Source organism: Butyrivibrio sp. AE3009 (assembly GCF_000420845.1).
GTDB lineage: Bacteria > Bacillota > Clostridia > Lachnospirales > Lachnospiraceae > Butyrivibrio.
The window spans coordinates 74,121-96,926 of sequence record NZ_ATVS01000014.1; the positions used below are offsets into that span (position 1 = coordinate 74,121).

At 44.0% G+C, this 22,806-nt stretch carries 19 protein-coding genes and 1 pseudogene; 1 reads left to right on the forward strand and 19 read right to left on the reverse strand.

Annotated features, from left to right (window positions below):
* Positions 1–44: 44 nt before the first annotated feature.
* The 17 genes from G588_RS0109300 to G588_RS19770 all read right to left on the reverse strand — a co-directional run bounded on the left by G588_RS0109300 (position 45) and on the right by G588_RS19770 (position 21,359).
* On the reverse strand, positions 45–1,400 hold the full coding sequence (locus G588_RS0109300; protein WP_022778463.1) for an ABC transporter substrate-binding protein: 1,356 nt from the start codon (positions 1,398–1,400) through the stop codon (positions 45–47).
* 139 nt (positions 1,401–1,539) lie between these two features.
* A complete protein-coding gene (locus G588_RS0109305; protein ID WP_022778464.1) occupies positions 1,540–2,142 on the reverse strand; it encodes a histidine phosphatase family protein in 603 nt (200 codons plus the stop codon).
* A gap of 26 nt (positions 2,143–2,168) precedes the next feature.
* Complete coding sequence (locus G588_RS0109310) at positions 2,169–3,902, reverse strand: NAD(P)/FAD-dependent oxidoreductase (RefSeq protein ID WP_022778465.1); 1,734 nt, start codon at positions 3,900–3,902, stop codon at positions 2,169–2,171.
* A 17-nt stretch (positions 3,903–3,919) separates the two neighbouring features.
* On the reverse strand, positions 3,920–4,183 hold the full coding sequence (locus G588_RS0109315; protein WP_022778466.1) for a hypothetical protein: 264 nt from the start codon (positions 4,181–4,183) through the stop codon (positions 3,920–3,922).
* A gap of 412 nt (positions 4,184–4,595) precedes the next feature.
* The gene (locus G588_RS0109320; protein WP_196804968.1) at positions 4,596–5,825 is read right to left on the reverse strand and encodes an aminoacetone oxidase family FAD-binding enzyme; all 1,230 of its coding nucleotides are present in this window, start codon (positions 5,823–5,825) and stop codon (positions 4,596–4,598) included.
* The gene (locus tag G588_RS0109325; protein WP_022778468.1) at positions 5,822–7,465 is read right to left on the reverse strand and encodes a polysaccharide biosynthesis C-terminal domain-containing protein; all 1,644 of its coding nucleotides are present in this window, start codon (positions 7,463–7,465) and stop codon (positions 5,822–5,824) included. The genes G588_RS0109320 and G588_RS0109325 overlap by 4 nt, the downstream gene beginning before the upstream one ends.
* 24 nt (positions 7,466–7,489) lie before the next feature.
* Positions 7,490–7,993, reverse strand: coding sequence for an rRNA maturation RNase YbeY (gene ybeY / locus G588_RS0109330; protein WP_022778469.1), 504 nt, complete (start codon positions 7,991–7,993; stop codon positions 7,490–7,492).
* Positions 7,977–9,197 (reverse strand): hypothetical protein, encoded by a 1,221-nt coding sequence (locus tag G588_RS0109335; RefSeq protein ID WP_022778470.1) that lies wholly within the window; start codon positions 9,195–9,197, stop codon positions 7,977–7,979. Before G588_RS0109335 ends, ybeY begins: the two co-directional genes overlap by 17 nt.
* A 2-nt stretch (positions 9,198–9,199) precedes the next feature.
* Complete coding sequence (locus tag G588_RS0109340) at positions 9,200–10,234, reverse strand: PhoH family protein (RefSeq protein WP_022778471.1); 1,035 nt, start codon at positions 10,232–10,234, stop codon at positions 9,200–9,202.
* 34 nt (positions 10,235–10,268) lie between these two features.
* Positions 10,269–10,748 carry a 23S rRNA (pseudouridine(1915)-N(3))-methyltransferase RlmH gene (gene rlmH / locus G588_RS0109345; protein WP_022778472.1) on the reverse strand — a complete coding sequence of 160 codons (480 nt, stop codon included), beginning with the start codon at positions 10,746–10,748 and terminating at the stop codon, positions 10,269–10,271.
* The gene (locus tag G588_RS0109350; RefSeq protein WP_051139929.1) at positions 10,745–11,791 is read right to left on the reverse strand and encodes a hypothetical protein; all 1,047 of its coding nucleotides are present in this window, start codon (positions 11,789–11,791) and stop codon (positions 10,745–10,747) included. Before G588_RS0109350 ends, rlmH begins: the two co-directional genes overlap by 4 nt.
* Before the next feature lie 121 nt (positions 11,792–11,912).
* Positions 11,913–13,298: an NADPH-dependent glutamate synthase gene (gene gltA / locus G588_RS0109360; RefSeq protein WP_022778475.1), complete on the reverse strand. Its 1,386-nt coding sequence runs from the start codon at positions 13,296–13,298 to the stop codon at positions 11,913–11,915.
* Positions 13,299–13,403: 105 nt separating this feature from the next.
* A complete protein-coding gene (locus G588_RS0109365) occupies positions 13,404–14,279 on the reverse strand; it encodes a sulfide/dihydroorotate dehydrogenase-like FAD/NAD-binding protein (protein WP_022778476.1) in 876 nt (291 codons plus the stop codon).
* Between the two features lie 110 nt (positions 14,280–14,389).
* Entirely contained in the window at positions 14,390–15,841 is a 1,452-nt protein-coding gene (locus G588_RS0109370; RefSeq protein WP_022778477.1) for a chitobiase/beta-hexosaminidase C-terminal domain-containing protein, read from the reverse strand.
* A 6-nt stretch (positions 15,842–15,847) separates the two neighbouring features.
* Positions 15,848–16,711 (reverse strand): bifunctional methylenetetrahydrofolate dehydrogenase/methenyltetrahydrofolate cyclohydrolase FolD, encoded by an 864-nt coding sequence (gene folD / locus G588_RS0109375; protein WP_022778478.1) that lies wholly within the window; start codon positions 16,709–16,711, stop codon positions 15,848–15,850.
* A gap of 41 nt (positions 16,712–16,752) precedes the next feature.
* Positions 16,753–18,429, reverse strand: a complete 1,677-nt coding sequence (locus tag G588_RS0109380) for a formate--tetrahydrofolate ligase (protein WP_022778479.1) — start codon at positions 18,427–18,429, stop codon at positions 16,753–16,755.
* Positions 18,430–18,479: 50 nt separating this feature from the next.
* Complete coding sequence (locus G588_RS19770; RefSeq protein ID WP_022778480.1) at positions 18,480–21,359, reverse strand: FtsK/SpoIIIE family DNA translocase; 2,880 nt, start codon at positions 21,357–21,359, stop codon at positions 18,480–18,482.
* 183 nt (positions 21,360–21,542) lie between these two features.
* Between G588_RS19770 and G588_RS0109390 the strand changes: the two genes are divergently transcribed.
* Positions 21,543–22,136, forward strand: coding sequence for a hypothetical protein (locus G588_RS0109390; protein ID WP_022778481.1), 594 nt, complete (start codon positions 21,543–21,545; stop codon positions 22,134–22,136).
* A gap of 98 nt (positions 22,137–22,234) precedes the next feature.
* Here G588_RS0109390 and G588_RS0109395 read toward each other — a convergent pair whose 3' ends face one another.
* Together G588_RS0109395 and G588_RS22740 are read right to left on the reverse strand one after the other, a co-directional pair.
* On the reverse strand, positions 22,235–22,525 hold the full coding sequence (locus G588_RS0109395; RefSeq protein ID WP_022778482.1) for a hypothetical protein: 291 nt from the start codon (positions 22,523–22,525) through the stop codon (positions 22,235–22,237).
* Positions 22,507–22,806: pseudogene (locus G588_RS22740) on the reverse strand (RNA-guided endonuclease InsQ/TnpB family protein); the annotation flags it as partial. The pseudogene G588_RS22740 and the gene G588_RS0109395, both read right to left, overlap by 19 nt.

The window sequence follows — 22,806 nt, forward strand, 5'->3', positions numbered from 1 at the left end:
GAAGTTTCAAGCCACTCCATGATAGTCAGGATTGTGAATTTGTATTACTGAGCATCTGCTACGTTCTCAACGAACTCGTCTGCTGTAAACTGTCCGGAAACAAGTCCCTGTGACTCAGACTGAATTGCATCGTTGAATGTAGAATTGGTAAGTCCCCATGTGAACTTAGTTGTTGATGTGATTGTAGGAAGTGTGTCTGAAAGCTTCTTCATCATTGCAGGATACTCAGAGTCAGGCTCTTTTCCTGTATCAAGTGCAACAAGAGGATTGTGTCTGTACATAACCTTAGCTTCGCAGTACTTCTCTGTGATGAACTCTGCTACTTCTGCTGCAAGAGCTGCGTTCTCTGAATCAGGGTTTACAGCAAAACCTGATGCTGATCCGCCGCCTGAGAATGCTGCCTTACCAGCCTCGTATGAAGCCTCGTCAGCTGCAGGATAGAACATCCAGTCAACGTTGTCGCCAAGTTCCTTGGTTGCATCTTCAATGTACCACTGACCATTGATGAACATAGCAGCTTCGCCTGAAAGGAACTTCTGTGAAGCCTGGTCATAGTTGGTTGTTGTAGCATCTTCCTGGTAGAGTCCTGCTGCAACGAGCTTCTCCATCATCTTAGCAGCCTCAACGTAGCCCTCATCTGTTACAGATGCTGTGCCCTCGTCAAGAGCCTTGATTCCGCCTGTAGCGTATCTTGTAGCAATTACGTCATAAGCAGCTGCTGTGTTCCAGCCTTCCTGTCCGAAAAGTGCAAGAGGAGTGATTCCCTTACCCTTGAATACTTCGATGCAGTTAAGAAGATCATCATATGTCTTGGGAACTTCAAGTCCGTTCTCCTCAAAGAGAGCCTTGTTGTAGTACCAAAGAACATATTCCTGACCCGAAAATGGGAATGCATAGATGTTGCCATCCTCTGCGTAGGCAAGATCCTTGTTTGCATCATAGAGCTTGTCAAGGAATCCTGTTGACTGTGCTACGTCGTTAAGAACCATGATCTGGTTTGACTCACGGAATGTATTGATAAGGTCTGTGCTTGCCTGATAGATATCAGGGAGCTGACCTGTAGCTGCAAGGGTCTTAAGTGTCTGGCCGTCATCCTGAGCCTGAACGATAAGGTTAAGCTCTACATTAGGATAAGCCTCTTTAAGCTGCTCTACAGCGTAATCATAAGGAACCTTGGTGTCATCATCTGCATACTGTGTGTAGATGCTAAGTGTTACCTTATCTCCGGAAGCTGTCTCTTCTGTCTTGGTCTCTTCTGTCTTGGTTTCAGCTGCAGGAGTCTCAGTCTGTGTCTCTGCAGGAGCTGCTGTGTCAGCAGGAGCTGAAGAACCTGTGCATCCAACAAGTGTTGATGCAGCAACTGTCATGCAAGCAATTGCACTAACTAATTTCTTTTTCATAAAAATACCCTTCCCTTCCCTTTATGCTGTTTCCGAGGCATTCGGAAACTTAAATATTGAGTACAGTACTCATTATAGGGAAGGCAAGGATATAAAAAAATGAGATATTCAAAATTGTTTTTGTAATTTTTAAAATATATCAGATATTCTTACAATGCTCCGTCATATTGGTCCTTACTACGCGAATTCCATTGTCAGTCACATTCCACTCGTGAATACAGGTATCACCGCAGGCAAAATAGACATCGGTTACCACAGGGAGTTTAAGAGCCGAACGATACAGCTGATTGATCATCCCGCCGTGAGAAACAACAGCTATCTGGTCGTTCTCAGAGGCCTCGCTAAGAATGCGCTGCAGCACTTCATCAGCTCTTTTCCTGAATTCAACCTTGGATTCCTGTCCATAAACGGCCTGGTCTATCGGAAGATCCTTAACAGGCGGATATTTCTCGTTGGCTTCTTCGTAGGACAGTCCTGCAAGAAGACCATTGTTAAACTCCATCAGGTTCTCATCAAATATTATCGGAAGGCCTGTCTTTTCTGCGATATGTCTGGCTGACTGAGCTGCCCTTTTTAATGTACTACAATAGATTTTATTTACCCGATAGTTAGAGGCTACGTATTCAGCCATTGCTTCAGCCTGCTTGTGGCCCCTTGGTGTCAGCTCAAAATCTGCTCTTCCTTCATGTACTTTCAATATGTCTGCTTCAGATTCACCATGTCTTATTATCAGTAATTTCATATTGCTCCTATTTCGGTCTGTTTAGTTCAATTGAGTATCTGTCTTGCAATAAGCTCTGCCGTATGCATGCCATCCATAGCGGCGGACATAATGCCGCCGGCATAGCCTGCACCTTCTCCGCATGGAAAAAGGCCTTTTACATTCAGAGATTCACCATACTCATCTCTTCCAATCCTAACAGGAGAAGAAGTTCTGCTCTCTACTCCGGATATAATGGCATCATCATTGTTATACCCCTTGATGGTATGGCCAAACTTCTCCATCCCTTCAATAAAAGCCTTGTTTAGCTCGTCCGGCAGTATCTTATGTACTTCTGCGAATTCATAGCTTCCTCTCATCGAAGGAAGGTTGAAAGATTTTCTGGCTGTAGCATTTAACTTAGTTTCTGCGCCACCGATCTCATTTTCTCCTGTAACAGCCTGTTTAAAGTCTATATAATACTCGACGGGAATCTTGCCCCCGGCCAGTTCATAAGCCTTTTCCTCGAGTTTTCTCTGAAATTCGACTCCCGACAGAACGTCATCGGATCCGAAATCCTTGGGATCAACGGTTATAATAATAGCGGAATTGGCGTTTTTACCATCTCGCTTGTTATAGCTCATTCCATTGATTGCAAGTCTACCCTCTTCAGAAGAAGCATTAACTACATATCCTCCGGGGCACATGCAGAAGGAATAAACACCTCTTTTGTCTGAAGCGGTCGCAACAAGCTTATATGGCGCTGCTCCAAGACTTCCGGTCTCTTCCATACCATACTGTGAGAGATTTATAAGGCTCTGCCTGTGCTCAACTCTGTAGCCGACAGCAAAGGGTTTGGGCTGCATTTCAACCTTGCGATCCTTAAGCATATAGAAGGTATCACGTGCGCTGTGGCCTATGGCCAGAACTACTGCGTCTGCAGCTATTTCTTCATTGGGTGTCTTAACCGCCGTAATCCTGCCGTTATCATAAACTATATCCGTAACCTGCGTTTCGAACCGAACCTCTCCGCCATTTTCAATTATCCTGTTCCTCATATTCTTCACCACATCGCAAAGAATATCAGTTCCGATATGAGGTTTAGCCTCATACATAATATTATCATTGGCACCGTTGGCTGTAAAAATCCTTAGTGCCTCTCTTCCACGGCCATCCTTATCCTTGACCATTGTATTGAGCTTGCCATCGGAAAAAGTTCCTGCACCGCCCTCACCGAATTGCACATTAGTCCCGGTATCCAAAACTCCGGTCTCCCAGAACTTATCAACCAGTTCCATTCTCTTCTCAACCTGTGCGCCTCTCTCCAAAAGAAGTGGCTTAAAACCGTTAAGTGCAAGCTCATATGCGCAGAAAAGTCCCGCAGGTCCCGCACCTATGACAATTATCTTTTTACCACTGCTTCTTGCTTTTTCTCTTAGCTCCTCAGAAGACTTCTTTCCTTCATTAACAGGGTCAGATGAGTCCTTGCCCCCATTACCGAGAGCCATATTCCAGAAATCATACTTCTTTTCCTTGATAACAGAAGTATTCTTATCTCGGCACTTCTTAACTATTGATTCTTCATTTCCTGCCTTAACCTTCAAATCCACCATGAAAATGTGGTATATCTCCGGCTTTTTCCTGGCATCGATGGAGTGCCTTATTATCTCGAATTCACCTATACTGTCCTCTGAAATTCGTAAAAGCTTAGCAGATTTCTTCTTAAGAACTCTGCTAAGCTCCTCCCCATTCAGTTCTTTATTCTTATCATGTAAAAGCTTAATCTGATTAATTCTGATCATATTATTACCATTTCTTATCAAACATAGCTGTTCTTAATCAGCTTCCCAATATCTCTGTCATAGGTATACTCAGGACAAATGCTCTCATATTCCTCTTCATCCTCTGGCAGAAACTCACTCCACCCATAGACTCTGCATAGCATCGCTTCGAAGTTGTCCTCATTTACGTCATATGCCCCTTCAACGAACCTGACCTGAGACAATAGCTCCTCTTGCCTTATATTCTTGCCATAAAACAACCTGTCTTTTTTATATTTCCAATACTCAATAGCAATAATCATAGACCACCACTACTCTTTCAATAAATTGATTATCATCAGCATTGTAAACAGTTAGTCGTCTTAGTACATATATTTATACCATTCCAATAAAACCAGGATTGCTATAAGCATTACTTACACATGTCGAATAGCACGTATTGTAACCGTATATATGACAGTGACCTGTGTATAAATTTATCCAGTCATGAAAATTGTTAGGTGCATATCGTCGGATTCAGTATCTGCGGCCTTCCAGTGCACAGTGACCGGTGGGGACATGCATCCGATCATGTCGATTTTGGTGCTGCGAAAATGAGACCTTGTACTGTGAGTGCCCTTGCACGAAGCAGTACATGCTCAGGGCTCATTGAAGCGTTTAGCGCCATGAGACATGATCGGATGCATGCCCCACCGGTCACGTCCGGGAAACCAACTATATCGACGCCGCTGTTCCGGCAATGCTGCCACTCGTAAATGCCCACTGTAAATTGTAGCCACCGCATCTTCCATCAACATCAAGAATTTCACCTGCAAGATATACTCCGGGAAGCTTCTTGTAGGACAGATCACTTCCAACATCTCCCAGGCTTACACCACCGGTGGTTACCTGAGATGCCTGATATCCATAGCTCTCTGAAAGCTTAAGCTTAAGATTCCTATAATTATCAAGAATACAATCAGCCATGCTTACCGAAATATTCTTCATTCGCATAGTCGGGCTAAGCTTCATTCTGCTAAGCACCATGTCATTTACATTACTGTTGGCAAAACCGTTCAGGAACTCTGCCAGTGTTCTGTTATCCTTTAGACGAAGCATGTCATTCTTAAGGGACTTAAAATCCTCGTCATCATAATCCGGGAAAAAGTTAATCACTGCATAAACAGGCTTTTTTTCCTCTACAAACCTTACAATCTCTCTGCTGGCCTGCATAACGGGAATACCCGAAATTCCATCCTTGGTAATCTGAAGCTCGCCGTATTCAGTAGCGATAGCTTCATTTCCAAGAGTGAAGGATATCTCTGCGATAGTCCTTACTCCGTTTTCCGGCATCATTTCTTCAGGATCAACTTTAAAGCCCACCAGTGCCGGATAGGTCTTCTTGATATTCATTCCTATCTGAGAACAGATATAATAACCATCTCCTGTTGACAGGGTGCTCTTGGCTCCTGACAGCGAACCTGTGCTTATAACACATTCGTCTGCCCTGTACTCATCTGTTGCGGTCTTAATAAGCAGCTTGTACCGGCCGTCATCACACCTTGAAACTGCCTTGAACTGTTGATTGTATATAACCTCAACGCCAAGTCTGTCAATTTCATTCTTAAGCGCATTTACTACTGTCTGAGCCTGTCCGGAAGCAGGATAAATATAGCCATCCTCGCTCTTTACCACAACTCCGAGAGATTTCATGAAGCAAATAACATCTTCTACGCCGTAGATTCCTAGCCATTCCTTCATACGTGCTCTTGCTGAGAGATTGTAATACTCCTCTCTCATATCGAGATTAGTCAGGTTACAGCGGCCGTTTCCCGTCATGGATAGCTTCTTGCCCAACCTGTCATTCTTTTCCAAAATGGTGACATCCGCACCGTTTCTTGCAGCATAGATCGCTGCACACATTCCGGCAGCTCCGCCGCCAATAACAAAAATCCTCTTACTCAATTCCATTCCTCATATTCCTCAGGCTGCATCCTGCTTGCTATGCCGTGAAAGACACCGCCCAAAGGTATAAACCTAAGCTCATAGGTCTTGATTCGCTTAAGCGCAATGATGATCAGCATATAAACAATCCAGAATACCAATATGCAGATGAGTAGCGTAAGTGCGTCTCCTATGAGATTGACAAATATCATATTGATAAAATAGATGACAAGTCCGGCAGCTGCAGAAGCCGCAACAGGGAGCAAAAATGTAATCATAAACTCCTGTCTGTACTTGAGCATCTTAAATATCATCGAGAAACTAATAATATCATAAATCAGAAAACTGACAATATGCGTCAGAACAATTCCGTATAATCCAAGGTCAAGTACCACACCAAAGACAATATTTCCGATAACAAACACTCCCCAGCCTACAGAAAGATTGATTACCAGAAGAAGTGACTTACCCATGTGACTCATTAGCCATGAGCCAAATACAGCAAGGCAGGCAAGAAAAATAACAGGTGCAGCCAGTGTAAGTAGCGAGTTGGTGGTATCATTGCTCTTTCCAAACAGTGCAACATTAATTGTCTCTGAAAGGGCAAGGCACACAATAGTCACCGGAATAAAAACAACAGTAGAATATCTGATAAGCTTTTTAAGCCTGTCTCTTGCAACCTCATATTCATCGCGTTCAATCCGGGCCATTACCCTGTTCCAGGTCTTGATGAAAGGAAGACAGCATATTACGGAAAGCGCTGTAACTACAGGAAATACCTTACCCGACAGCATTCCATATTGAAGAAGAAGTTCGGTTCCTGCCGCATCCTTTCTATGAATGGCCATATAAATGACCTCACTCAAAAGGCTCATCAGTGCAGGTGTCAGGTATAGATATAAAATAGGCCTTATACCGGAAATAACATCATTCTTATTATCAAGATACCTTGGCGCACCGTTTTTAATTATATCTGCGATTTCATTCTTCCTGATGGAAAAACTGATCATGATCTGAATAAAACAAATTATCGAAGCAATCAAAAGTCCGATGATGGAGCCTATTGAGCCATAAATAGCACTGTATTCCTGAACATGAAACAGCTCATTGACCTTGAGTCCGTAGAAATACATTATTACAGAAATTACCGTACCGGAAGCAGCGGCCGTTACAGCAAATAAAAGGTCGGAAATAACTATAGGCCTCGTATAACCAAGTCCCTGAAGGTATCCTCTGTACACGCCTTGAGCTCCGAATATCAGTGACATTATTGCTACAATCAAAAACTGCAGATAGCCTCTTCCCGACCCAAACAGGTTCTTGGAGATCACATAGCTAAAAGCAGCCAATAGTGCTCCTGTCACAAAGCTGATAAATACAAACAGCCTTCTGGACCTTTTCATATTGGTCTCTGCGTTAAGGAACTGACTTCTCCTGGCTCTTATTCGCACCATCAGCCATACGGCCTTTTGAACCGCAAGGACATAGCATCCGTAAAACATATAGAAAAAAGCAAAGGGAGCCGCCCCAAAGCCGGAACCCAGATCCCCATATATCCTGTTACCTATGATCTTAAAGATCATGATTACTACAACAGACCAGAAAACAACAGATGTCAGAATGTCAGGTCTGATTCGTTTTTCCTCGGTGTAGCTTTTCATACAACTGCTCTCCCCAAATGTGAATTAGTCCCTTGTAATCCCCAAAAGATTCAGGATGTTCTCCTGTTTTGCCTCCATCACTGCAGCCTCCTCTGGCTCCATGTGATCATAGCCGCACAAATGCAGCATACTGTGGGCAATAAGAAACGCGAATTCCCTCTTTTCGCTATGGCCGTACTCCTTGGCCTGAGATCTCACCCTGTTCTCATTGATAACAATGTCACCGAACATAATATTTCCGGTATCCGGATTAAGAAGATCCACCTGTTGTTCTCCGTCAATAACTGAGAAATCCCCCGGTGTCTCATAGCTGACATTTGGAAAAGACAGGACATCCGTAGGCTTGTCAATCTCCCTGAATTCATTGTTCATCTCACGGATACCCTCATCGTCCGTGATAATAAGGCTGATCTCCACTTCATGCTCACAGCCTTCCTCCTCAAGGACCTTGGAAGCCACAGTCTTAGCCACTTCTTCAATGTCAAATTCAAACTCGGCATCAACTTCATTTTCAACGTAAAAAGTCATAATATAATTTCTCCCTCTTCAGGATCTTTCGCATGGTATCGAATTCCTTGAAGGTCACATCATAGTCCATTAGTTCACCGGACTCTCGTTTCTTTTTGAAAATGCCTTCAATTAAATCATCATAATTTATTGTAGCATTTTTATTCTGTTTTATCAGAAGCATAATTGAAGCAATTACAGTTTCGCATATCTGAACCGTCAGAGCCTCTTTTGATCTGGCACTTCCCTTCTTAGGGGCGATATATTCATGCAGATACTCAACAGCCTCCACAGGAAAGTCATTCTCGGTGTATAAAGGCTCAACATCCTTCCACTTGGTCTTATTCTCGGGAATTCCTATCCTGTGATAATAAGCGCAGGTCTTGATGGCTCTGGAATTAAGGCCAAGCTCATGTGCAACTCTCTCTGCCAGGTAGGCCGTATGAATAGCCCTGAAGTACTCATCCTTGTCCTTTTCCTTAAGGTTGGCTAAAAGGCTGTATTCAGGATCGTTGATATCCATGTATCTGTCATTTGTCTTTCTGATGACGTAAACGCCAAACATATTAAGAAAGATCAAAAGAATTGTCAGGTTCATCATCAGATTCAGAACAGGAATGATCATAAGATTAAAAGACAGCGTTCTGTTCTGAAAAAGCACATCATAAGCAACCAGCAGTATCGTCTGCATCATCATTGATATTGCAAGAGGATACCCAACAGCAGTGGTTTCCTTAAGATCTCTGAACATGGCGATTGCAACTGCTCCTGCCAGCACATATAGGAACAATTCGCCGATTCCGCCGTTTTCTTCCATCATCACAGAAATTAGCAGGAATCCCATTCCACTCACAAGGCCTATCTCAGCGTTTGAAAAAAGTGACAATATCACAAATAACGCCATATAGGGCCAGAACTGATTAGGAACAAAAGGAAGAACCACCGACAGTATCAATCCGGCAAAATAGCATATTACAAAGGGAAGTTTTTTGTCATAGTTCTCATAAGACAAAGCTCCCTTGCCTCTGGAAATCGCATCAGTCAGCATAAATACCACTGTTCCGCTGATAATAAATCCGCTGATGGTATTACGAAGTATCAGTTCATAGCTCTTACCCATCACGATTGAAAATACTAAAACGGTAAGGCCTGTGAGCATAAACATTGCTCCGTAGATCAGCTTATACTTTTTGTCCAAAACACTCTGTGTATTCTCGCTCCCCATTGTCAGTGACGCTCCAGCTTCCTGATACTCTTGGTTTTCTGCTTATTGGCAGCTTTCTTCTCATAATCCTCATAGGCCTTAACGATCTTCTGAACGAGCGGATGACGAACAACGTCGCTGCTGGTAAGTGTGCAGAAACCTATATCATCAATGTTCTTAAGAACGCTCTGGGCAATATCAAGTCCTGATTTTACATCAGGAGCAAGGTCCTTCTGCGTAGCGTCACCGGTAATAATGACCTTGGAGCCAAAGCCTATTCTTGTAAGGAACATCTTCATCTGCGCCGGTGTGGTATTCTGAGCTTCATCAAGAATAATAAAGGCATTGTCCAGCGTTCTGCCTCGCATATATGCAAGGGGAGCCACTTCTATTAGGCCCTTTTCCATGTTTTTGATGAAATTCTCTGTACCCATAATCTGATAAAGAGCATCATATAATGGCCTGAGATAAGGATCTACCTTACTCTGAAGGTCACCGGGCAAAAATCCCAGCTTTTCTCCGGCTTCTATGGCAGGTCTGGTAAGGATGATCCTGCTGACCTCTTCCCTCTGAAAAGCCGTAATAGCCATTGCCATTGCAAGATACGTCTTACCTGTTCCGGCAGGTCCAAGACCGAATACGATCATTTTGTTTCTGATGGCATCGATATATTTTTTCTGTCCCAGTGTCTTGGGTTTAATCGGCTTACCTGAAATTGTATGGCATATAACGTCCTTGTCTATGTCTACAAGAATATTGTCATTATTCTTATAATGCTCTGCCTCACGGCTGGTATCTTCCTTGAGAGAAATGGCGTAATCAACGCTTTGCTCCTCTATACGAGATCCTCTTCTTGACAGCTGTACAAGTTCTCTTATGATACCTGATGCCTTATTAGCACCTTCTTTATCGCCGATAATACGAAGCTCGCCGTTTCTGTCGATAATCTCTACATGAAGGCTGTTCTCGATCTTACGTATGTAGTTGTCGTTTTCCCCAAATATATTTCTCTCATCCTCTGCGGATAGGGAAAGTCTAAGCTCTGTTATTTCACTCATAAAATACTAATCCCCGTCTAAACTTAATGGTCCCTTACTTGTGATAAGGCTCCCCACTTATAATCTTATATCCTCTGTAAATCTGCTCCAGCAGAATTACTCTCATCATCTGATGCGGAAAAGTCATGTCAGAAAAGCTGATTTTCCCGTCTGCCCTTGATAAAACGCTGGAATACAGACCAAGTGACCCGCCTATAACAAATTGAATATGACTGACACCACATATTCCTTTGTTATTTATAAAATCAGAAAAGCTCTCAGAAGAATATTTCTTGCCATCAATCGCAAGTGCGCAGACAAAAGCATGGTCATCAATGTTCTTAAGTATACGCTCCGCCTCTTTTTTCTTGATCTGCTCTTCTATAGCTGCAGGGGCATTGTCCGGAGTCTTCTCATCCGCCACCTCAACTATATTTAACTTGCAGTATCTGGAAAGCCTCTTGGAATACTCAGCGATCGCATCATTCCAATACTTTTCCTTGATCTTACCTACTGTAATTATCGTAATATTCATTTTCTGATCGTTCCACCTGTCAAAAAACCTTTTACCCCAAGATCTTTGTTCTTGGATTTAGCCATATAGAATACGGTTTGTTCCTCTTGTCTTTTCTTAAGAACAGGCATGTTGCCCTTTTTGTCGTCCGACATACCTTCAACTCTCTGAAGGCTTCCGTTCACACATTTGCCAAGCCATTCAGTGCAATTGCCGTTCATATCCACATCGATGATATACATATCTCCGTTGTACAAGCCGCCGACAAAGTTTCCGATTGCGTTCTGCAGATATACATCATCAGAATTCATGTAATCCGGATTGTAGTCGAAATGCTCCTGACCTTCTCCCTCAGGCTTGTCATCCTTCCAACTTCCCGTGTACATATGCTCTGTAACCACATATGTGCTGTATCCGGGGTAAAAACAGAACCATGCGCCTTCACCGGATCGTAGTCCCTGGGACCAGTCGCCATAGTAATACTGATTGTCAGTATATACAGCTAAACCTTTTCCTTCAGGAAGCCCCTGGTCATTCACATCGCCCAGGTAGTAAAAATCAGAAGTTCCCTTGAGGCTGTAGGACATAGCCTCGAACCGATCCAAATGAGCAAGATCTCTTACAGCATCAGTATTTCCATCCTGCCAGTATGTAAGCATCTCCTGGAGCTGAGCCTGCTTGTCATAGGATACATTCTTATAAACATCTTTAAGAAGAGGACCGGTCGTTGCATAAAAGCCGTTACCGGAAACATCTCCCTTAGCGGTCTGAAGATACTCCGAATACTGCACAGTCGATTTGCCTGATGAAGCAGTATCGGCCTCAGAAATTGAATTGTCTGATGAGCTATCAGGATTATCTGATGAGCCTGCGGATGATGCTGTATCTGCTCCCTGATTGCTACCGGATGCATCCATGGAAGCATATTCCACTGTATCGTCCGCCGGTCTTTGATCATCGCCTTTTTTTCTGCCTGAAAGGGCAAGAAAAAGTACGAGAATAAGTAAAATTACAGCTACTATCCCTGCGGTAATAGCCACCTTGATTTGTTCTTCTCTTTCCATAATTCCTCCAAAAACAGTCTAGATAATTATATCATAGATGTCTCTTATGGAATAATAAAAAGCACATTATCCATAGGTTTTCTACAGATAATGTGCTTATATTTCTTAGTTCAAAACTCTATTACTTATTAGAAAGATACTCATCGATACCCTTAGCGGCTGCCTTACCTGCGCCCATTGCAAGGATAACAGTAGCTGCACCAGTAACAGCATCACCACCGGCAAATACACCCTTCTTGGAGGTCTGTCCTGTAGCTTCCTCAGCAACGATGCACTTTCTTCTGTTGATCTCAAGTCCCTGAGTTGTGCTTGAAATAAGAGGGTTAGGTGATGTTCCAAGGGACATGATAACTGCATCGCACTCAATCTCAAACTCTGAACCGGGAACCTCAACAGGACTTCTTCTTCCTGACTCATCGGGCTCTCCAAGTTCCATTCTGATGCAGGTGATGCTCTTAACCCATCCGTTCTCATCCTCGTGGATCTCAACAGGGTTGGTGAGAAGGTCAAAAATGATACCCTCTTCCTTAGCATGTCCAACCTCTTCCTTACGTGCAGGGAGCTCTTCCTCACCTCTTCTGTATACTACGTGAACCTCTGCGCCGAGACGAAGAGCTGTTCTTGCAGCATCCATAGCAACGTTACCGCCACCTACAACTACGCACTTCTTGGGTCTCATGATAGGTGTTCTTGAATTCTCATCGAAGGCCTTCATAAGGTTACTTCTTGTAAGGAACTCGTTGGCTGAAAATACACCCATAGCCTGCTCGCCGGGGATATTCATGAATCTGGGAAGTCCGGCACCTGATCCGATAAATACAGCCTCAAAGCCTTCCTTCTCCATAAGATCGTCTACAGTAACGCTCTTACCGATAACTACGTCGGTCTCAAGCTTAACACCAAGCTTCTTAACGTTCTCAATCTCTTTCTTAACTACTGCGTCCTTAGGAAGACGGAACTCGGGAATACCATATACAAGTACGCCGCCTGCCTCATGAAGAGCCTCGAAGATTGTTACATCATAGCCCATCTTGGCAAGATCGCCTGCACAGGTAAGTCCTGAAGGACCTGAACCGATAATGGCTACCTTCTTGTTCTTCTTCTCCTTAGCGCCCTCGGGAACTACCCCCATCTCTCTTGCAGTATCAGCAACGTATCTCTCAAGCTTACCGATTGAAACGGCATCACCCTTAATTCCTCTTACGCACTGTCCCTCACACTGGCTTTCCTGAGGACATACACGTCCGCAGACAGCAGGAAGTGCACTGGACTTACTTATTGTCTGATAAGCGCCTTCCACATCACCCTCTTTTACCTGCTGGATAAATGCGGGGATGTCGATTGATACGGGACAACCCTGAACACATTTGGGGTTCTTGCAGTTAAGGCATCTTGTAGCTTCTTTTTCGGCTTCTTCTTTATTATAGCCAAGGCATACTTCCTTGAAGTTGGTTGCACGCTCTTTGGCATCCTGCTCTCTGACAGGAACTCTTACAAATCCATCCATCTATATAATCTCCTATCTGAATCTTCTTTTCTCATGTTTATTCGGTCTTCAAGGTCACATAAGCTCCTGCGCAAGCGCGGATCTATGTGACTTTGAATTCCTATATCATGTACAGTTGCCGCATCCGCCATGATGTGTCTTGCCTTCCTGAGCCTTGAGGTAAAGTCTGCCCTCTTCGGTCTTGTAGAGTTTCATACGGTTCATGGCCTGATCAAAATCAACCTTGTGTCCGTCAAACTCAGGGCCGTCTACACATGCAAACTTAACCTGTCCGTCAACAGTAAGACGGCAGGCACCGCACATTCCGGTTCCGTCTACCATGATAGGATTCATGCTGACAATAGTATGAATTCCAAGCTCCTGTGTGAGCTTGCATACGAATTTCATCATGATCATAGGTCCGATAGCTACGCAGTGATCATACTTGTTGCCTTCATCCCAAAGATCCTGAAGAGCCTTGGTAACCATACCGCTTCTTCCATATGAACCGTCATCTGTTGTGATATGAAGGTTACAAACAGATTTGAATCTGTCCTCCATAATTACCAGATCCTTGGTCTTGGCTCCGATAATAACATCACAGTCCACACCGTGCTCCTTAAGCCATTTAGCCTGAGGATAAACAGGAGCTGTTCCAACACCGCCTGCGATGAATACGATTTTCTTTTTCTTGAGTTCATCTATGCTCTCTTCGCAAAGATCCGAAGGCTTACCCAAAGGTCCTACAACATCGGCAAGCTCATCGCCGGCCTTGAGTTTGGACAGTTCGTAAGTCTCAGCTCCAATAGCCTGAACTACAATCTCTACAGTTCCCTTCTCTCTGTCATAATCGCAAATTGTAAGCGGGATTCTCTCTCCATCTTCATCAACGCGAATAATAAGGAACTGGCCCGGTAAACACGCACTTGCCACACGCGGAGCTTCAACGATCATCTGAAAAATGTTCGTAGTAAGCTCGTTTGCCTCTAAAATCTTGAACATAGTAATCCTCCTACATTGTAATTTCATACTTTTTTCATATTAAACGAAGCCGAATAGAAATTCAATCTTTATTTCTTTAAATCATTAAAGTATCAAAAAATTTTCACAAATCATCGATTCGAAATTGTTATCAGCGTATACTTGCCACTGGAGTCGTAGCCCAGTCTGTTGACAGTTCCGTCGTGGGTATTTACCGCATAAATAAGACCCGTTGGCACCGTCGTACCATCATTGAGAACATGATTCTCAACAACCATATAGTACTCTCCGGCTCCTTCTATCTCGATATCGGATGTATAAATATACTCATTATGGCCTTCCTGACCACGAACCTTGCCTCCGGCATCAAGAAGAATATCAAGTCTTACCAAAGTGTTAACCAGCATATTTACAGCCTGCTCTGTGGAAACAAGGCGGGTGTAGATCAGGTGATAATCTCTTTCAACAATATCACTGCTGTTACCCTCTGCATCAAATGCCGCAAATTTAAAATGTGAAGTACCAACAGGCATTGTGATCGGAGACACGTACTGAATTCCCTCTTCCATCGTGGGATCAGAGCCATCGGTTGTATAAAAAATTGTGAGTCCGGCGTCGCATACAGCGACGATCCTTGTATTCTGATTGTATTCCCCGCTGGCTTCCAGAATATCCGGATCCTTTGGTTTGCCTCTCTCAATTACAAACTTGTTCTCTATTACAGCACTTGCAATGCCATAGTCATTGATGGCCACTGTTTTGACTACATATTCACCCTCAATATCAAGAATGATCTCGTTCTCATAAGCAATGCTCTCTGCATCCGGATCCTGTCCGTTGACTGTGTAATATATCTTGTCGGAAGATCCGTCATTCATGAATACCGATACTGAAACGCTGTCATCAAAGGTTCCTCCTGCCGGAGCCATGACCGGAGAATGAGGAACGTATTTATCCTTAAGAGCCATCACCACCGGATCTGTACTTTCGCTAAACAGTGCTGCGATTTTGTCTGATTCACCGCTCTGACTGTATATCGAAATTATGCTCTCATAGGCATTGTTAATCTTGTCTTCCGTAAAAGCGGCTGAATTAATAATAAGCTGTAAAGCCTCAACAGCTTTATCATTTTCCCCATTCTCAAGATAATAATCTGATAATCTGAAAATTATATCTGAATTGGTAGGGTTTTCAGCGTTACCTTTCACAAGATACTCAATTGCTGCATCAAGATTGCCGGCATTACGGGCCGCTTCAGCCTCTTTCATGTACTTGGCAGCTGAGCCCTGATTCAAAAGTCCGTAGACGAAAATACCCGCAACTATCAGTAAAACTGCTGCAAAGACAACATAAAAGATAAAGCGCCTGCCATAAAGGTTTTTGAGAAAAGCTATCCTCTTTTCCTTATTTTCCCTCTTAAGACGCTCCTCTTTGTTGAGCTCCTCTGCAACTCCTGAAAGAGTGGCATTTATTTCGTTTTCAACTTCAGGTTCAAAATCCGGGACAAAATTGATCTCCGTACCGCAGCTGTCGCAGTACATATGTCCTTCAGGTATTTCGAGTCCGCAATTGGGGCATTTCATCTGATATCATTTCCTCTTAGAATGCATAATTGCTGCTTCATAGCAGTTATTCATCAGCATTGCGATGGTCATAGGTCCTACGCCGCCGGGAACCGGAGTAATATACCCCGCAACCTCCTTGGCACCTTCGAAGTCCACATCACCGCATAATTTTCCATCTTCATTTCTGTTGATGCCAACATCAATTACTACAGCGCCTTCTTTGATGTAGTCAGCCTTGATCATCTTGGCCTTGCCGACAGCTGCAATAAGAATATCCGCTCTCTTGCACACCTCTTTAAGGTCAGCCGTTCTTGAGTGAGCCACTGTAACTGTGGCATTCTCTCTAAGCATCAAAAGCGACATTGGCTTACCCACAATATTGGATCTTCCTACTATCACACACTCTTTTCCTGATATATCAATGTCCTTACAGCCTCTCTTAAGAAGCTGAATGACGCCTGCAGGTGTGCATGATACGAAGCCCTCCTCACCGATGCAAAGTGCTCCGACATTCATAGGATGGAATCCGTCAACATCCTTGGTGGGGGCAATGGCATCGATGACTGTCTTTTCATCGATATGCTTGGGAAGAGGCATCTGAACAAGAATTCCGTCCACCTCTTCCTTGTTGTTAAGTTCATCTATAAGCTTAAGAAGCTCTTCCTGAGTGGTCTCCTTGGGAAGCTCATAGGAAAGGGAATTGAATCCGATGTACTCGCAGGCCTTTTTCTTATTTCTGACATAAACCTGTGATGCGGGATCCTCACCCACAAGGATAACTGCCAAAGTAACCTCTGTACCCTGCTGCTTCAAAAGAGCTGTCTTCTCCTTTAACTCATCCTTGATCTGCTGTGATATTGCTTTTCCGTCAATTAACTGCGCGCTCATGGTATCCTCCGTAATATTCCTGATATCTCATCCGTGATTATTTAGAACAGCCCCGTTATCTTGCCCTCATCATTTACATCAATGTTGAATGCGGCAGGAGTCTTGGGAAGTCCGGGCATTGTCATAATAGTTCCTGTAAGAGCTACGACAAAACCTGCTCCGGCGGAAACATATACTTCACGAACCTGAATATTATAATCCTTAGGTCTTCCGAGAAGTGTAGGATCATCAGAAAGTGAGTACTGAGTCTTAGCCATACAAACAGGCAGCTTACCAAAGCCCATCTCTTCTATCTTGTCCAGCTGCTTAAGTGCAGAGCCGGCGAACTGTACTCCATCAGCGCCGTATATCTCTTTGGCAACTGTAGTAATCTTATCCTTAAGTGACAGCTCATCGGGATAAATAGGTGTGAAGTTGCTCTCTTTGGTCTCAAGTGTAGCAATAACCTCTTTTGCGAGAGCTTCTCCGCCTTCGCCGCCCTTAGCCCAAACCTCTGAAAGAGCGAACTTGCAGTCTCTCTCCTCGCAGAACTTTCTTACATACTCTGTTTCAGCCTCGGTATCTGTAAGGAAGGAGTTAAGTGTTACAACAACAGGAACTTTATATTTCTGAATGTTTTCAATGTGCTTTTCAAGATTTACGATGCCCTTTTTAAGCGCATCAAGGTTCTCGGTTCCAAGGTCGCTCTTAGGAACGCCGCCGTTATACTTAAGAGCTCTGATGGTTGCCACAAGAACAACAGCATCAGGCTTAAGACCTGCCATTCTGCACTTGATATCAAAGAATTTCTCTGCGCCAAGGTCAGCGCCAAACCCTGCCTCAGTTACGCAATAATCTGCCATTCCGAGAGCCAGTTTGGTTGCTCTTACAGAATTACAACCGTGAGCGATATTGGCGAAAGGTCCGCCGTGAATAAGAACCGGGTTCTTTTCAAGGGTCTGAACAAGATTAGGCTTGATTGCATCCTTAAGAAGAGCCGCCATAGCTCCGACAGCATTGAGATCACCTGCTGTAACAGGCTTACCGTCTCTGGTGTAAGCAACTATGATCTTGCTAAGCCTCTCCTTGAGATCATTCATATCCTTAGCAAGGCACAAGATTGCCATGGTCTCAGTTGCAACAGTTATAACGAAATGGTCCTCTCTGGGAACACCGTCTGCCTTGGCTCCAAGGCCCACAACGATATTTCTGAGAGCTCTGTCGTTCATATCTTCACATCTCTTCCAGATTACCTGTCTGGTATCGATTTCCAACTGATTGCCCTGCTGGATATGGTTATCCAAAAGAGCAGCCAAAAGATTGGTGGCTGATGTGATAGCGTGAAAATCACCTGTAAAATGAAGATTGATATCTTCCATAGGAACAACCTGGGCATATCCGCCTCCACAGGCTCCTCCTTTTATTCCGAAACAAGGTCCCAGGGATGGCTCTCTGAGAGCAAGAACAGTCTTATAGCCCAGTCTGTTCATAGCATCTCCCAGTCCGATACTGGTTGTGGTCTTACCTTCCCCCGCAGGAGTAGGATTGATGGCGGTTACAAGAATAAGCTTGCCCTTCTTGTTTCCTTCAGCCTTTTTAAGATATTCTTCGGTAAGCTTAGCCTTGTACTTACCGTAGAATTCAAGGTCGTCTTCAACAATTCCGACTTTCTGTGCCACATCTCTGATGTGGAGCATCTTCGCTTCCTGAGCGATCTCGATATCACTTTTTACAGCCATAGGTCTCTCCATTTCCGCAGAATTAACTGCTTTGCTCTTCCCATATACAATTAAACAACATCTGACTCAGTCCCGTTAACATAAGCATCGAATTCTGCTTTGGTCATAAGAACCTTCCTTGGCTTGGTTCCTTCCTCGTCCCCCACGACTCCGGCTTCGCAGAGCTGATCCATGATCCTGGCCGCTCTGTTAAAGCCAATTTTGAAGACTCTCTGCAGCATTCCGATGGAAGCTTTTTCCTTTTCGATGATTATATTTCCAGCCTGAACGAAATATTCGTCAAGCTCTGAGCCTGAATCGCCGCCTGCAGAACCTGAAGAACCTCCGCCAAAGCTCTGCATGCTGTTAATCTGTTGTTCAACATCTTCGCCATAGGAAACATCAATCTTCTGATTCCTAAGGAAATCTGTGACTGCCTGTACCTCTTTATCCGAAACAAATGCGCCTTGTACTCTGGCAGGCTTGGTATAGCCCTGCGGATAAAAGAGCATATCACCCTTACCAAGAAGCTTCTCGGCGCCGTTGATATCAAGGATTGTTCTGGAATCCACACCGCTTGATACCGCAAATGCCACACGGCTTGGCATATTGGCCTTGATAAGACCTGTGATAACGTCCACGGAAGGACGCTGCGTAGCAATAATAAGATGGATACCTGCTGCTCTTGCCAGCTGAGTAAGTCTGCAGATGGCATCCTCAACTTCATTTGCGGATACCATCATAAGATCCGCAAGCTCGTCAACGATAACAACCAGCTGAGGAAGAACAGTCATGTTGGGATCATCACTACTCTCTGCTATCTTGTTATAGCCCTTAAGGTCTCTAACACCGGAATCGGCAAATTTCTTGTATCTGTTGGTCATCTCGGCAACAGCCCAGTTAAGCGCTGCCGCAGCCTTCTTGGGATCTGTAACTACAGGTATCATAAGATGCGGTATGCCGTTATATACTGAAAGTTCAACAATCTTAGGATCGATCATGATCATCTGAACTTCTTCGGGCTTAGCCTTGTAAATAAGGCTCATGATGATGGTATTGATACAAACCGACTTACCTGAACCTGTCGCACCTGCAATAAGAAGGTGAGGCATCTTGGCGATATCTGTAACGACAGTCTTACCGGCTATATCCTTACCCACTGCAAAAGCAAGCTTGGAATCAAAATTCTTGAATTCAGGAGATTCCAAAAGGTCGCGGAATGCAACCATTGTGTTTTCCTTGTTGGGAACCTCGATTCCAACAGCGGCTTTGCCGGGAATAGGTGCCTCAATACGTATATCCTTGGCTGCGAGATTCATCTTGATGTCATCTGCCAGTCCAACGATCTTGTTTACTCTTACTCCTGCCTCCGGCTGAAGCTCAAATCTGGTAACTGCAGGTCCCTGGCTGATATCTGTTACGGTTACATTGACGCCGAAGGTCTTAAGAGTATCCTGCAGCTTAAGTGCTGTTTCTTTGAGCTGTCTTGCAGAATCTGAATTCTTGTTTCTGCTACCTTTTTCAAGAAGAGATACGGGAGGAAAAACGTATTTCTTAGGAATCTTCCTCTTATGTTCCTCAATCTCCTGCTCCATTCCGGGGCTGGAGGTATGAGGTCCTGCAGTACCGCTAAGGGCCTGCTGCGTAGCTGATGAAGGTGCTGAGCCATCGATCTTGGAAGATGCATTTGGATTCCTTGAAATATGATCCTGTGCATGAATGACATAATCACCATTCATGCCATTCCCCAGATTTTCTGCATGGATAGGCACATCCGGCAGTATATCCTCATGATTGTCCTCTGCCCTTAGTGTAGCTACGGGCTTAACAGACTTAATCTGCCTGATCTTGGAGTCAACAGGCTCTGCATCATGCTCCTCCCCTTCATAGGAAGGTGTCTCCTGAACCTCATCATCCTCATCATCAGAGTAGTCATCATCATAACCCATTCCGTGGATCACCGGACCTGTTCTCAGAACTCTCTGTCCATCAGGCTCAACGTCTGTCTCTATACCCTTATTCAGAATAATCTCATGAATATCGTCGTGAATTTCCTCGTCAGGAATAAATACTCTTTCGTTCTTGTCGGAATTCTTATCTCTGCGCTCTTTCTCCCAGGCTTCGAACTCATCCTCGGACTCATCATCTTTCTCAAGAGCTGTGTCTATCATTACTCCGCTGACTTTTTTCTCCATGCGGAGGATCTTCTCATCCTCTTTCTGCTCGATGGCAAGACGTTTCTCTTCTTCTATCTGAGCTCGTCTCTCCTCCATCTTCTCTCTGCGTCGCTCAGCATAATCACGGTAGTTCTCGGCCTCTTCTCTGGTCTTGTCAATAATGCGTCTGCCATGCTTCTTGATACCACCAACGAAAGAATGCTGTGTAAATACCACAAGACTTGCAACTCCCAGAAGGAATATCAAGAGAAGACTTCCTGCCAGAGAAAGATATTTGTAGCATACATAAGCAAGGGATCCCGAGAAGAATCCTCCTCCGTTGTGCGCCATTCTGGCTGCGCCGTAAATAGCCGCAATATCATACCTCTCTGCATTCTGAGGTCGCCCTGTTATCAGTTCCAGTATAATTCCTATTAAAAAGAACAGAACAACACCTGAAACAATCTTCCTGATGGAAGCATTGGAGCCGAAATTGGCGATACCGATAAGCACGCCTCCCAGCATCACAATAGGTGCCACGTAAGCCGTAAAGCCGAATAATCCAAATAAAATGTCACTAAGAAAATTGCCGAATTTGCCGCAGATCCTGAAATTACACAGGAACAGAAAAATAGTAAGCGCGATCATCGCAATGGTTATGATCTCGCTCTTTAAAGAATAATCAAACTCCTCATCAGCCATTCTGGCTCTCTGAGCCTTGGCTCTTGATGTTCTGGCTGACCCTGAGCTCTTCCTGCTGTTTTTAGTTCCCCTTTTATTACTATTTGAAGCCATGTTTTCCCCATTAACAAAACTTATTTTAGTTCAAATAAAACTTATACAAAACTCAATATAGTATATCATTTTTGACCCCTTTATGCTATACTATCTACTGATTTTGAAGCATGAATTAGCTTTATACGCCGCAAAACGGCTATGGATAACATTTTAACATGTATTTATGAACAAGGAGGCAAAATGGAGTTCACACAGGAATTAGACACCGGTCTGTTCAAGATGATCGGCAATACAGAAACTTCTTTAAAGATCAGAGACGTAGCTGAAAAGTGCCGTCTCGTTAAGACAGAGCATGGAATCAAGGTTGAGATGACCTACACCGGCCCCAACGCCAGCAAATATATGCAGTACATCGAGAAGAACAAGGAAGAGCTTACCAAGTATCTTATGAATCCCGATGAGGCAGACCTCTATGAGTGGATGGAGCAGTCACACCAGACCGCCATCACCCTCAAGAAGCACGAGAAAGAGAAACTCATCATCTACGTTAACTACGATCCCGAGACCCGCTCAGCCATGACAGGTATCGCCGATGAGAATGTTACCATGAAGCTGGGTGCTCCTCTTATGGAGATCAACATCGACGAGCTCACAAGAGACCAGTTCAAGCTCAAGATCTACAACATGCTCCTTCTTGCAGATGAGATTGCCGTACTTATGGGCAACGCAGAGCTTCGCAAGATGGCCAACATCCAGATCGTTAAGACCTATCTCTCACAGCTCTATGACAAGTATCATGAGAAGGATAACGAGGATTTTAATATTTTCAACTAAATTAATCATGAATAATCGAGTATGCTGACTCCTACTCGATTTCGCACACGAACAAAAGAGGTTATACCTGCTACGGTATAGCCTCTTATTTTTCATTTCTATTCATTCTTAAACATCAGCGTTCCCAGCGTATTCTCCGCCCAGGAATACTGGGACATATACTCTCCTCTGAAAGAATTGATAGCTGCGGGATTATCCTTTTTATACTCATAGTAATCACAGTCTATCTGTGATACGTCAAGGCCTATGGCACCATACTTTCTGATGATAACATCCTTACATTTCAGCTCAGTGAACACCTTTATAAGATCGCTGATCATATTTCTGATATGAACTATCCTCACCGACTCTGCGTCGGAAAGGGTTTCTGTTACGCCGCTTCGCGGCATGAACCTGCAGGCTGCTCTACGCAGCATGCAGAACAGGGCATGTCCACTATGCCCCTATCCCATTGGGTTACCTTTGGGAATACTTTTCTTAAGATATTTGCAGCCCCGTTTATGTCTGCATTTGTTACAGTACCATCGTAATGCCTGTATAGGCCTCTCTTTATCCTCTTTCCGGAAAAAGAGTATGGTTTGTCATCTCCTTTACAATATACAGGCAATTCATCCATTGCAAGAAAATCAGCCTTTGAAGTATAGCTCTCTTCTGTAAGGGCAAACTCTAT